This window comes from Enterobacter bugandensis (genome assembly GCF_900324475.1).
GTDB classification, from domain to species: Bacteria; Pseudomonadota; Gammaproteobacteria; order Enterobacterales; family Enterobacteriaceae; genus Enterobacter; species Enterobacter bugandensis.
On the sequence record NZ_LT992502.1, the window covers coordinates 2150883 to 2163303 of the forward strand.

The window sequence follows — 12421 nt, forward strand, 5'->3', positions numbered from 1 at the left end:
CAAAAATGGTCAAAAAAAGAACTAAAATTTACATTTATTAATGCTTTGAAATATATTTATATTAAATGTGCTTAAATTTAGGCGCTTTTACCAATCTCAATTTTATAATGCTCGCAAGTTTATTTAATTATTTATGCTGACTGAAACATGGCCGTTAATTGCATATAAGAATCATCGCAAAAAGATGATTATTATATTTTTATCTCAGCCTAAAGTATTAATTTTCTCTGCCGATTAGCATGGGTGTGGTCGTGGTGGAAACCCATTTCCATTAACCACAAAAAATAAGCCGTTATTAAAATTCATCTCCAGAAGATGAACCTATGCTAATTATTAAGGAAGAGTCATGTTTAAAAATCTCAACATCGGCACCCGGCTTACCATAGCATTTGGCGCAATTGTGGTTTTAATGTCAGTCGTCTGCGGGCTGCTCTATTTGAGCTTTGACAGAGTGACGGCCGTCAGCAAGCTCAACGTTCATAGCTATAAAGTGGTCGATAACCTTCGCTCCGTAACCGAAAACCTGATCAACATGGAAACCGGCATTCGCGGTTTTGCGCTCACCGGTAATCAGGACGTTCTTCAACCCTTCACGCAGGGGGATGAGAGGTTTAAAAGCAAAGTTGACGAAATTGCAGGGCTTACGCGTGATAACCCGTCGCAGCAGCAAAAATTAACCACCCTCTCCAGGCTTGAAGAAGAATGGAAAAGGTCATTTGCGCTGCCGTTAATCCAGCGAAGAGAGAGTGTATCCCGCGGGGGCGAAGAGATGGATGCGTTCATCAGTAGCCTGGAGCGTAATACCGGAAAAGAGCAAATGGACGCCATGCGGGGTGTTATTCAGCAAGCGCTGAACGACGAGTACCGCATTATGGCTGAACGTCAAACCCGACTGGCTGAAGAACGCTTCCGTACGCGCATGATGATAATCCTGGGAATGATTGCGGCGGTTGTCACCGCGCTGCTGACGGGCATTTTGCTGTCGCGCAGTATTCTCCGACCGCTAAAGCAGGCCGTGAATACGGCGAACACCATTGCCGCCGGCGATCTCACCTCAACCATACGTATTACCCGGATGGATGAAACCGGCACGCTGCTTGCGGCTCTGGACAACATGCAGACCCAGTTGAAAACCCTTGTCACTGAAATCAAAGAGGCCGCGACGTCGGTGGATCTGGCTGCCGGTGAGATCGAGCAGGGCAATATGGAGTTATCGTCTCGTACCGAGGAGCAGGCCGCGGCGTTGCAGCAGACTGCCGCCAGCATGGAACAGCTGACGATGACCGTTCGGAACAATACCGAGGTCGCGGAGCATACGGCAACGTCAGCAAGAAAGACGGAAGCACTGGCACGTGAAGGTGAGTCTGCCGTGGGCGAAATGAGCGAAACGATGCAGAATATCTCGGCTAACGCCCTGAAGATAAAGGAAATCACCAGCGTTATAGAAGGGATTGCTTTCCAGACTAATATTCTGGCGCTGAATGCGGCGGTCGAGGCTGCACGTGCCGGTGAGCATGGTCGTGGCTTCGCCGTGGTGGCGACGGAAGTCAGAAATCTCGCTCAGCGCAGCGCAACGGCGTCCAAAGAAATTGGGGCGCTGATTGAGCATGCCGTTGAGGATGTCGATAACGGTGTGTCGGTGGCATCCAGAACGGCAGAGACGATTTTGCGGGCTGCGAGCAACGTGGCTACGCTTGCTGAAACTATGGACAGTCTTTCAATGGCCTCGGTTGAGCAAATGCAGGGCATCATGCAAATCAGCGCAGCTGTCACCCAGATGGATGGCGTGACGCAGGGTAATGCGGCGCTCGTTGAGCAGTCCGCAGCGGCATCGCAGGCGCTGACCGAGCAGTCCAGGGCACTGAAGCAGATGACGGAAAACTTTGCTATTTGAGCAGCAAAAGCATAATCAAAAGGTAAAGCTCCGGCGTTTTAAACGCGAATTTTAATCAAACCAGCAACGGGGGCGCTAATAAAAAGGGGCGTCCCCGTGAATAATGAAGAAAATAGCCGAGCGTCAGTGACAAATTAAAAATACTGACTACGATTTCGTAATACGAAAATTTAAAAGGAGTTTCTGATGGCGATTGCTGTGGTGACAGTTTTACTCTTCCTGTTGATGTTCCCGGCGGCTATTCACATTTTGCTACAGCTCGTTGGAGGCTGGTGTGACGCGTAGCTTCCCTGGTTAATCCGGTCTTTTGGGCCGTCATCTGATTTTCAATAAGCAGCGCTACGCTACATTTTTAATTTTATTGTACGATCGTCTGGACGCGGGTCATCGCGAAACGCGAGCCGGATAATTTACAGGCAGGAAGTATGTCTCTTCGTTCGCTGCGGGCGTTATGCCTGACAAGTTTTTTCATTGCGGATGTCCGTGATGGCCTTGGTCCTTTTCTCGGTATCTTTCTGACAGAACGCCACTGGAGTCCCGATGATATCGGCATCCTGATGACTGCCGGTGGGCTGGCGGGATTGCTGGCTACGCTCCCGGCGGGGGTAATTACTGACACTTCGCGGAACAAACGCGCCGTACTGGCGCTGCTCTGCACTTTGATCACTCTCAGCACGCTGCTGCTCTGGTTTAGCCAGCAGACCAGCGTTGTTGCCGTCTCACAAATGGTCACCGGCATCTGCGCGGCGTTTGTCGGGCCGCTCATCGCCGGGATTACGCTGGGCCTGACCGGCCAGCGCGGGTTCAGCGTGCAGATGGGCAAAAACGAGGCGTTCAATCACGGCGGTAATTTTGTCACCGCAGTGATAGCAGGCGGTATTGCCTGGTACTGGGGCGTCGGGGGGATTTTCCTGCTGATGACCAGCACGACGCTGCTGACGCTCTGCGCGCTGCTTGCCATCCGCAATGGGGACATTGATAACGATGCGGCGCGAGGGCTTTCATCCTCAGGTAGCGTTCCTGTCCCCGGCTTCGCGGTGCTGATTAAAAACCGTGCGCTGTTTGTGACCGGGCTGACGCTACTGCTGTTCCACCTGGCGAATGCCGCACTGCTGCCGATGCTGAGCATGAGGGTGGCCGCGGCACCCGCCTCGATCAACCCTGGCCTGTACGCGGCAGGCACCGTCATCATCTCGCAGGCGGTGATGATCCCCGTTGCCATCTGGGTTGCAGGCCGAATAGAACGCTACGGCTACTGGCGCTTGATTATGCTGGCGCTGCTGGTTATGCCGGTGCGCGCGGCGCTGGCGGCATCGACCGACGCGCCGTTAATGATGATCCCGGTACAAATTCTCGACGGTCTCGCCGCCGGGATCCTGGGTGTCGTCGTACCGTCGTTTATTGTGGTGCTGCTGCGCGGAAGCGGGCACGTAAATGCCGGGCAGAGTGTGGTGATGCTGATGCAGGGAGTGGGGGCAGCCATGAGCCCGGCGTTAACCGGCACGATCGCCGGTCATTACTCGTTTGCGACGGCATTCAGTGTCCTGAGCGCGATTGCGCTGGCCGCCGTCCTGCTCTGGTGGCGCGTTGCTCACCGAAGCTGGGAAACAAACGCGCCGGATGAAGCTTAGCCCCACCCGGCGTAGCATTTAAGCCAGTTCGTTAGGGCACGGTTCACCCTTTTCTAACTGCTGAAGATTCCCCAGCGTGGTTTCCGAAATGCTGATCAGCGCTTCGGCAGTCAGAAACGCCTGGTGGCCGGTAAACAGGACGTTATGGCAGGCAGACAGACGGCGGAACACGTCGTCCTGGATCACATCGTTGGACTTGTCTTCAAAGAACAGATCGCGCTCGTTCTCATACACGTCCATCCCCAGCGCGCCAATTTTCTGGGTTTTCAGCGCTTCGATAGCAGCCTGAGAGTCAACCAGACCGCCGCGGCTGGTGTTGATGATCATCACGCCGTCTTTCATCTGGTCAAACGCCGCCTGGTTAAGCAGGTGGTAGTTTTCCGGCGTCAGCGGGCAGTGCAGGGAGATCACGTCGGACTGCGAGAACAGCGTTGGCAGGTCGACGTACTCCACGCCCAGATCCAGCGCTGCGGCGCTCGGGTACGGATCGAATGCCAGCAGACGCATGCCGAAGCCTTTCAGAATGCGCAGGGCAGCCACGCCAATTTTACCGGTGCCGATCACGCCCGCGGTTTTGCCGTACATGGTAAAGCCGGTCAGCCCTTCCAGCGAGAAGTTGGCGTCACGCGTACGCTGATAAGCGCGGTGAATACGACGGTTGAGCGACATCATCATGCCAATCGCATGTTCTGCTACCGCTTCCGGGGAGTACGCCGGGACGCGAACCACCTTCAGACCCAGCTCTTTTGCCGCGTCGAGATCCACGTTGTTAAAGCCGGCGCAGCGCAGGGCGATATACTTCACTCCCTGCTTTTTCAACTCTTCCAGCACCGGACGACTGCCGTCATCGTTAACAAAAATGCAGACGCCTTCACAGCCGTGCGCCGTTTTGGCGGTTTTTTCGGACAGCAGAAAGTCGAAAAATTCAAGCTCAAACCCGTAAGCTTCGTTAACATGTTGCAGATACTTTTTGTCGTACTGCTTTGTGCTATATACCGCGAGTTTCATAAGACTTTCTCCAGTGATTTTGCATTCACGTTAGCATGATTAAAATTATCTTACAATTTCTAAAATATTATTGAATTCAATAAGTTCTATCAATTATTCTAGAGCATATATACACCCTAACTCCATGATATTCTTAGTACGAGAAATCTTCGGCGCGACTCGGTTCAAATTAGGTTGGGCAAAACGGAGTGGGTAACGGGTGCGAAAAACGCATATCGGTATTACTTGAAAGAATGGCAATAGGGTATGAAAACTGCAATCCTTCCGGATGTGATGGGACGATATTAGGAACCGGATGAGTTTCTGAAAAGAGGGAGAATGATGCATGTCGCAACAAGTGGAGTTATCCTTATCTGCGCCGATGTTGCCTGTTTTGTACTATTTTATAGCATCTATTGCGGTTTTCTTCTTACTGTTGATTGGAAAACTCAAGGTCAATAGGCTCCGTAAATATCCATTGTTCATTGCCTATACGCTGTTTGTGATAGCGATTGCAGCCATCCAGATTAATGTTTTTGCCAACGGCTATGAGTTTGTTCGCGGTTTTTTACATATCGATTTTGATCCATGGCGGTACGATTCAGTGTATTGGGGGTCGTTGATATTTGCCATGCTCTACCTATTGGCAATGCCCAGGAACAGGTATTAGTTACGCAGTGTTTTCCCGTTTTTACGTCTGAGATAATGCGTAACCCACTGAATCTAAAATGTGTTCTTTAGGTTACGCATAGCAAAAAGTTTTCTCATACTCTTTACAGCATCTATCCTTTATCTTGTGGTTAACTTCAACTCAACCGCCAAACATGCGACAATATTCGGCATTGCCGGCTTAATTCTTTCGAAAAATCAGGACATTAACTGCCCATGAAGGGTAAATACAAAGCCGCCATTGCGGTTTTACTGCTGTTGATTTTGGTGCCGCTGACGCTGCTGATGACGCTCGCCCAGTGGGTGCCGACGCTCGCCGGGATCTGGCTCCCCGTCGGGACGCGCATTGCTTTCGAAGAAAGCCCAAAACTGACTCGCCACGCGCTGGTGATCCCCGATCTTCTCTATCTGGTGGAAGACTGCGAAATTGCCCGCATCGATAACGTGACACTGTCACATCCTAGCCGCTGGAAACTGGATATCGGCGCGCTGGATCTTAACACCGTCTGCCTGAGCAAAATTCCCCAGTCTGCACCCTCAACGGTCGCCCCCAAAACGCTGGCACAATGGCAGGCTGTGTTGCCCAATACCTGGCTCACCATTCACCGTCTGACGCTCTCGCCCTGGCAGCAGTGGCAGGGCGAGCTCAATGCGTCACTGACGCCCTCCAGCCAGGAGATCGCTTACCGAGGCGAACAGGTCAGCATCAAAGGCACGCTTCGCGGCCAGACGCTCTCGGTCAGCCAGTTTGATGTTCAGCTCCCTGACCAGCCGCAGCCGATTAAGCTGGTGGGCGAGTTCATTTTGCCGCTGGTGCCGGACGGCGTGCCGGTGAAAGGCCATGCGGTCGCGACCTTTAACGTGCCACAGTTAACGTCTCTGGTCGATGCCGATCTCGACTGGGAAGACAATCAGGGACAGCTGGTGGTGATGGCGCGGGATAACCCCGATCCGCTTCTCGACCTGCCGTGGCAGATCACGGCGGAACAGCTGAACATCAGCGACGGGCGCTGGAACTGGGATCTTTCGGGTATGCCGCTGAGCGGGCGCGTGTCCCTTCGCGCCGACAACTGGCAGCAGGGGCTGGAGAAAGCCACCCTGACCGGACGACTGAACGTGTTGACGCAAGGCGATGCGGGTAAAGGTAACGCGGTACTGAACATTGGGCCCGGCAGGCTCAGCATGGAAAACAGCAACATGCCGCTGCATCTGAGCGGCGAGGCGAAGCAAAACGATCTCATTCTTTACGCCAAATTGCCCGCCACACTGACCGGCAGCCTGTATGAACCGCAGCTTGCTTTTGAGCCCGGCGCGCTGCTCCGCTCGCGCGGGCGCATTATTGACTCACTCGATATCGATGAAATCCGCTGGCCGCTGGCGGGCGTGAAGCTCACCCAGAAGGGCGTGGACGGGCGTCTGCAGGCTATTCTGCGTGCCCATGAAAACGAGATGGGCGGTTTTGAACTCCACCTGGACGGTCAGGCCAACGACTTTTTACCTGATAACGGCCTGTGGCAGTGGCGCTACTGGGGAAAAGGCGGCTTTACGCCGATGCATGCCCGCTGGGATGTCGCCGGGAAAGGCGAGTGGCGCGACAACCTTATTGAACTGACGGCGCTCTCCACCGGTTTTGACAAGCTTCAGTACGGCACCATGGAGGTCAGCAAGCCGCGTCTGGTGCTGGATCGGCCTGTACGCTGGCTGCGCGATGCCGAAAAACCTGCATTCAGCGGCGCGCTGTCGCTGAATGCCGGGCAAACCCGGTTCTCCGGCGGCAGCGTATTGCCGCCCTCGGTCCTGACCTTCAGCGTCGACGGTACCGACCCGACTGTTTTTCAGTTTAAGGGCGACCTCCATGCGGACAACATCGGCCCGGTACAGGTGAACGGACGCTGGGATGGCGTGCGCCTTCGCGGGCAGGCCTGGTGGCCGAAACAGTCGCTCACCGTCTTCCAGCCGCTGGTTCCGCCGGACTGGAAAATGACGCTGCGTGATGGACAACTCTATGCGCAGGTTGCCTTCTCGGCGGCCCCCGATCAGGGCTTTGAGGCGGGCGGACACGGCGTGCTGAAATCCGGCAGCGCCTGGATGCCGGACAACCAGATCAACGGCGTCGATTTTGTGCTGCCGTTTCGCTTCAGCGAGGGGACCTGGTCCCTGGGCACGCGCGGCCCGGTCACGTTGCGCATTGGCGAAGTGGAAAACCTGGTGACCGCGCGCAACATTACCGCGGACCTGCAGGGGAATTACCCCTGGACGGAGGACAACCCGCTGCTGCTCACCAACGTTAAGGTGGAAACGCTCGGCGGGAAGATCACCATGCAGCAACTGCGGATGCCGCAGCACGATCCGGCCCTGCTGCGCGTGGACAATATCTCCTCAAGCGAGCTGATCAGCGCCGTCAACCCGAAGCAGTTTACCCTGTCGGGCCCGGTGAGCGGGGCGCTGCCGTTCTGGCTGGACAATGAAAAATGGATCATTAAAGATGGCTGGCTGACCAACCCGGGGCCAATGACGCTGCGCATCGACAAAGATACGGCAGACGCCATCGTGAAGGATAATATGGTCGCGGGCGCAGCGATTAACTGGCTCCGCTACATGGAAATTTCGCAGTCGTGGACGAGAATCAATTTAGATAACCTGGGTGAATTAACCATGCAGGCGACCATCAAGGGGACCAGCCGCGTGGACGGCAAAAGCAGCTCCGTCAATCTGAACTACACCCATGACGAGAATGTCTTTACCCTGTGGCGCAGCCTGCGTTTTGGCGACAACCTGCAAACCTGGTTTGAGCAACACGCGGCGATTCCCGGTCTCCGCAGTTCGACTGGCAAGGAAAGTGAGGAACAACAATGAAAAAGATGGCTGGTGCGCTCACCGTTGCCGCGCTACTGACTGGCTGTACGCCGCGCATTGAAGTCGCTGCGCCAAAGGAGCCGATTACCATCAATATGAATGTCAAAATCGAACACGAGATCCACATCAAGGTCGATAAAGACGTTGAAGCCCTGCTGAAATCGCGCAGCGATCTGTTCTGAGGATGCCATGAAACGATTAGCGTTGATTTTACTGGCCCTGAGTATAAACGTGCAGGCGGCTGCGCTGACCTTAAACGATGCCCGCGCGCAGGGGCGCGTGGGTGAAACCCTGAGCGGCTATCTTGCTCCGATCCAACAGGATGCCGAAACGCTGGAGCTGGTGAATCGCATTAACGCAGCGCGCACGGAGAGCTATCAGAAGCTGGCCGACAGCAATAATTTGCCGGTTGATGAAGTGGCGAAAATGGCGGGGCAAAAGCTGGTGGCCCGCGCGCAGCCGGGCGAGTACGTGAAGGGCATTAACGGTAAGTGGCTGAAAAAATAGCTAGCGGTAGCGCTTGCGGTATTCACCCGGCGAGACGCCAAAACGCTGCTTAAAGGCCGTTGAAAAGTGGCTATGGTCGGTGAATCCCCAGCTGTAGCCAATGCCCGCCAGCTTTTCATCGTCGCCGGTTGACTGCAATTCCTGCGCGCAGAGATCCAGACGACGGTTTTTAATGTACTGCGCTACCACCAGCCCCTTCTCGGCAAACATGCGGTAGAGGCTGCGTACGGACATTCCGCTCTCGGCGGCAATCCATTCCGGACGCAGCGATTCAGACTGAATATGGTTGTCAATCAGCGCCACAACGTGCTGAAACTGGCGCTCCTTGCGCGGCTGAATCACGTCGCGCTGCTGGAACGCGGGGCGCAGCAGGCAGACCATCGCCTCAAGCGCCGCTTCACTCTCCCGGTCACTCAGGTCGGGGTTGTTCATACTCTCCATCAGCAGGCGATGGCTCAGCTGTACCGTGGGTAAGGTGCGGGAAAGGGCGAGCGCGCAGCTTACCTCCTGAAAGCGGCACTGCTGCTCGATAATCTGACGGGGAACCAGCAGCGAAATCTGGCGGGACTTTTCCAGCCAGTTGATCGAGCAGGGACGAGAGGCGTCAATCAGCGTGATATCCCCGGTTCTGAGCACCGCGCGACGCTCATCCTGCTCAATTTGCGCGCTGCCTTCAAGCTGGAAGACGGTGTAGAACCAGGCATCATTACTCTGTGCGATCTCCCGTCGGGAGCGGAACAGGTTAACGCCGCCGGCGGTGACGGTACTGAGCTTCAGGCTGCGCGCGTAGCTGGTCTCCAGTTCGCCGAAGAATTTGCCTTCGGTGGGCTGGGCGTTGAAACGCCCGCAAACCTGGTTAATTTGCGCCAGCCACTGCTGGTACTGTTCCTGCTCGCTTGCACACGCCATCGTTTCTCTCGCTGCACCGTCAACGTTTTCGCATTGTTGCATTTGTGTTGCATTTTGTCAGAGCTATGAGGCTGACTATAGGAAAGAACACTCACCGGTAACAGCGATATAAGCGGCGATTATCGCGATTTGCGGCACCTGTCACAGGTGGCAAAGCGAATGTCACAGAGACAAAAGCGAGAATGCAAAACCCCACATAGACTGGATGAACACCCTGCGAAGAATAACGAAGGAGTATCCTATGTCTGAATCACAGGTGGCTGTTCTGCCTGCCGTGCAGCAGTTTTTAGACCGACACCACGGCCTGTGGATTGAAGGGCGTCAGGCCGCGTCGGACAGTGAAAAGCGGCTGAATGTCTACAATCCGGCCACGGGCGAGGTGATTGCCTCGACCGCCGATGCCAGCGTCGATGACGTTGACCGGGCCGTTATGTCCGGCTGGCGCGCCTTTGTCGCCCGCAGCTGGGCCGGAAAATTACCGGCGGAGCGCGAGCGGATCCTGCTCCATTTCGCCGATCTGGTCGAACAGCACGGCGAGGAGCTGGCCCAGCTTGAAACGCTGGAGCAGGGCAAATCAATTAACATCTCCCGGGCTTTTGAAGTGGGCTGCACCCTCAACTGGATGCGCTATACCGCCGGGCTGACCACCAAAATTGCGGGCAAAACCCTCGATCTTTCCATCCCGCTGCCGCAGGGTGCGCGCTACCAGGCGTGGACGCGTAAGGAGCCGGTTGGTGTGGTGGCCGGGATTGTGCCCTGGAACTTCCCGCTGATGATCGGGATGTGGAAAGTGATGCCAGCGCTGGCCGCGGGCTGCTCTATCGTCATTAAGCCGTCTGAAACCACGCCGCTAACCATGCTGCGCGTGGCGGAGCTGGCCAGCGAAGCGGGCATCCCTGACGGGGTGTTCAACGTGGTAACCGGGAGCGGCGCGGTGTGTGGCGCAGCGCTGACCTCGCACCCGCATATTGCAAAGGTGAGCTTTACCGGCTCGACGGCAACGGGTAAGCAAATTGCCCGCGCGGCGGCGGACACGCTAACCGGAGTGACCCTGGAGCTGGGCGGGAAAAACCCGGCAATTGTACTCAAGGATGCGGACCCGGCGTGGGTGATCGAAGGACTGATGACCGGCAGCTTCCTGAACCAGGGGCAGGTGTGCGCGGCGAGCTCGCGCATCTACATTGAAGCGCCGCTGTTTGACACGCTGGTGAGCGGGTTCGAACAGGCGGTGAAATCCCTGAGCGTCGGGCCGGGCATGTCGCCGGAGGCGTTTATCAACCCGCTGGTGTCGCGCGCCCACTGCGATAAGGTGCAGACCTTCCTCGACGAGGCGACGTCGCGCAATGCGGAGCTGATCGTCGGTAATCGCGGCCCGGAGGGCAAAGGCTATTACGTGTCGCCTACGCTGGTGGTGAACCCGGATGCCGCGCTGCGGTTAACCCGAGAAGAGGTGTTTGGTCCGGTGGTCAACCTGGTGCGGGTATCCGACGGAGAAGAGGCGCTCCAGCTGGCAAACGACACCGAATATGGCCTGACGGCCAGCGTCTGGACGCAGAATATCAGCAAGGCGCTGGAGTACACCGACCGGCTGCAGGCGGGTACCGTGTGGGTGAACAGCCATACGCTGATTGACGCCAACCTGCCGTTCGGCGGGATGAAGCAGTCCGGTACAGGACGTGATTTTGGCCCGGACTGGCTGGACGGCTGGTGCGAAACCAAGTCGGTTTGCGTGCGGTATTAAAAAACAAGCCGGGTAAGGCGTAGCCGCCACCCGGCTTTATTTACAGCGACCACCGATCCCGCCCGGCCTCTTTCGCCCGGTACAGCGCCGCATCGGCGCGGGCAATAATCTCGGTACCCGCAAGCCCCTCGACCATGCCCGCAATCCCCATACTCACGGTGACACGATCGCTGACGGATGACGCGCTGTGCGGTATCGACTCCGCGCGCAGGCCGTCCTGAATGCGTACCGCAACTTTTTCCGCGATATTTTCCGGGCAGTTAAACAGGATCACCACAAACTCCTCGCCGCCGTAACGTGACACCACATCGTCAGGCGTTCGCACTGACTGCTTCAATACCCGCGCCACGCGCGTCAGACAGTCGTCACCCGCCTGGTGACCGTAGGTGTCGTTGTAGCGTTTGAAATAGTCAATATCCAGCATAATCAGCGAGAACGGTTTCTTCTGCTCAACCGCGTTCTCCAGCACCACTTCCATCTTCCGGCGGTTGGCGGTTGTGGTTAACGGATCCTGATGCGCCAGCGCATCCAGTCGTGAGATCAGCAGCTGGTTTTGCTGGTTACGTCGCCAGGCCTCGTCAAACCAGCTTAAGAGGATGAAGCGCCCGCAGATCAGGATCAGCGAAAAGACGCTCCAGATGATAACGAAGTGAAGATTAAGGCCATCATTCAGTGCCCAGCTTGCAATCGGCAGGGTTATCCAGAGCGGGAGCACGAAGGCGAGCAACCCCACAGGGTAAAAGTAGAGGGCCGTTAACCCAGCGAGTAATAAAATAACGCACAGCGGCCAGACGTGGGGCAGCAGTAAATCGGTGATAAACCAGAAGCATGATATCGACCAGATAGCGCTACAGATACACAGCACTACGCTGATACCGGCGATGCGCCGCCAGCCCATAAGGATCAGTGCAGCCGAGAGGATAATAATGCCGAGCATCGAAGCGTCGACCATTTTCATCATATGCGGCAAGTGGGGATAAAGGGGATCGCTGGCGTTAAGCAGAACATGGCGCAGCAGAATCATCACGGCGAAGCTGATGTTGACGAAAGCCAGCCAGGGCAGGTTCATCGCCAGCCCGTGCATAACCATGGCGTGGCGCGTCGGCCAGGTTGCTCGTTCCAGCGTCGGTTTTTTTCTTTTTTCCATAAAGCCCTTTCCCGTCCGGGGGAAAAATCATGCAGGTGAGATATCAGTAACTATAAGCAAGCCAGGACGATCCTCAAACG

Annotated in this window: 10 protein-coding genes; 7 read left to right on the forward strand and 3 right to left on the reverse strand. The window is 55.8% G+C overall.

Annotated features, from left to right (window positions below):
* Positions 1-346 precede the first annotated feature (346 nt).
* Together DG357_RS10560 and DG357_RS10565 are read left to right on the forward strand one after the other, a co-directional pair.
* Complete coding sequence (locus DG357_RS10560) at positions 347-1894, forward strand: methyl-accepting chemotaxis protein (RefSeq protein ID WP_063942539.1); 1548 nt, start codon at positions 347-349, stop codon at positions 1892-1894.
* A 425-nt stretch (positions 1895-2319) separates the two neighbouring features.
* Entirely contained in the window at positions 2320-3525 is a 1206-nt protein-coding gene (locus DG357_RS10565) for an MFS transporter (protein ID WP_088205376.1), read from the forward strand.
* Between the two features lie 18 nt (positions 3526-3543).
* Here DG357_RS10565 and DG357_RS10570 read toward each other — a convergent pair whose 3' ends face one another.
* Positions 3544-4533 carry a 2-hydroxyacid dehydrogenase gene (locus DG357_RS10570; RefSeq protein ID WP_028013015.1) on the reverse strand — a complete coding sequence of 330 codons (990 nt, stop codon included), beginning with the start codon at positions 4531-4533 and terminating at the stop codon, positions 3544-3546.
* Between the two features lie 325 nt (positions 4534-4858).
* Here DG357_RS10570 and DG357_RS10575 point away from each other — a divergent pair, with 325 nt between their 5' ends.
* The 4 genes from DG357_RS10575 to DG357_RS10590 all read left to right on the forward strand — a co-directional run bounded on the left by DG357_RS10575 (position 4859) and on the right by DG357_RS10590 (position 8544).
* On the forward strand, positions 4859-5182 hold the full coding sequence (locus DG357_RS10575) for a hypothetical protein (protein WP_047365301.1): 324 nt from the start codon (positions 4859-4861) through the stop codon (positions 5180-5182).
* A 215-nt stretch (positions 5183-5397) separates the two neighbouring features.
* A complete protein-coding gene (locus DG357_RS10580) occupies positions 5398-8037 on the forward strand; it encodes a YdbH family protein (RefSeq protein ID WP_088205377.1) in 2640 nt (879 codons plus the stop codon).
* Entirely contained in the window at positions 8034-8219 is a 186-nt protein-coding gene (locus tag DG357_RS10585) for a YnbE family lipoprotein (RefSeq protein WP_028013019.1), read from the forward strand. Before DG357_RS10580 ends, DG357_RS10585 begins: the two co-directional genes overlap by 4 nt.
* 7 nt (positions 8220-8226) lie before the next feature.
* A complete protein-coding gene (locus DG357_RS10590) occupies positions 8227-8544 on the forward strand; it encodes a YdbL family protein (protein ID WP_028013020.1) in 318 nt (105 codons plus the stop codon).
* Here the strand turns inward: DG357_RS10590 and feaR are convergent, their stop codons facing one another.
* Positions 8545-9453, reverse strand: a complete 909-nt coding sequence (gene feaR, locus DG357_RS10595) for a transcriptional regulator FeaR (RefSeq protein WP_088205378.1) — start codon at positions 9451-9453, stop codon at positions 8545-8547. It abuts the gene before it with no gap.
* Positions 9454-9694: 241 nt separating this feature from the next.
* On the opposite strand from feaR, the gene DG357_RS10600 reads away from it, so the two are divergent.
* On the forward strand, positions 9695-11194 hold the full coding sequence (locus DG357_RS10600) for an aldehyde dehydrogenase family protein (RefSeq protein WP_047368471.1): 1500 nt from the start codon (positions 9695-9697) through the stop codon (positions 11192-11194).
* Positions 11195-11234: 40 nt separating this feature from the next.
* Here the strand turns inward: DG357_RS10600 and DG357_RS10605 are convergent, their stop codons facing one another.
* A complete protein-coding gene (locus DG357_RS10605) occupies positions 11235-12341 on the reverse strand; it encodes a GGDEF domain-containing protein (protein WP_088205379.1) in 1107 nt (368 codons plus the stop codon).
* Positions 12342-12421: the final 80 nt, after the last annotated feature.

Coding starts and splice junctions, on each gene's coding strand:
- DG357_RS10570 (WP_028013015.1), bottom strand. CDS start 4,533: ATGAAACTCGCGGTATATAGCACAAAGCAGTACGACAAAAAGTATCTG.
- DG357_RS10560 (WP_063942539.1), top strand. CDS start 347: ATGTTTAAAAATCTCAACATCGGCACCCGGCTTACCATAGCATTTGGC.
- DG357_RS10585 (WP_028013019.1), top strand. CDS start 8,034: ATGAAAAAGATGGCTGGTGCGCTCACCGTTGCCGCGCTACTGACTGGC.
- DG357_RS10590 (WP_028013020.1), top strand. CDS start 8,227: ATGAAACGATTAGCGTTGATTTTACTGGCCCTGAGTATAAACGTGCAG.
- feaR (WP_088205378.1), bottom strand. CDS start 9,453: ATGGCGTGTGCAAGCGAGCAGGAACAGTACCAGCAGTGGCTGGCGCAA.
- DG357_RS10580 (WP_088205377.1), top strand. CDS start 5,398: ATGAAGGGTAAATACAAAGCCGCCATTGCGGTTTTACTGCTGTTGATT.
- DG357_RS10575 (WP_047365301.1), top strand. CDS start 4,859: ATGTCGCAACAAGTGGAGTTATCCTTATCTGCGCCGATGTTGCCTGTT.
- DG357_RS10605 (WP_088205379.1), bottom strand. CDS start 12,341: ATGGAAAAAAGAAAAAAACCGACGCTGGAACGAGCAACCTGGCCGACG.
- DG357_RS10600 (WP_047368471.1), top strand. CDS start 9,695: ATGTCTGAATCACAGGTGGCTGTTCTGCCTGCCGTGCAGCAGTTTTTA.
- DG357_RS10565 (WP_088205376.1), top strand. CDS start 2,320: ATGTCTCTTCGTTCGCTGCGGGCGTTATGCCTGACAAGTTTTTTCATT.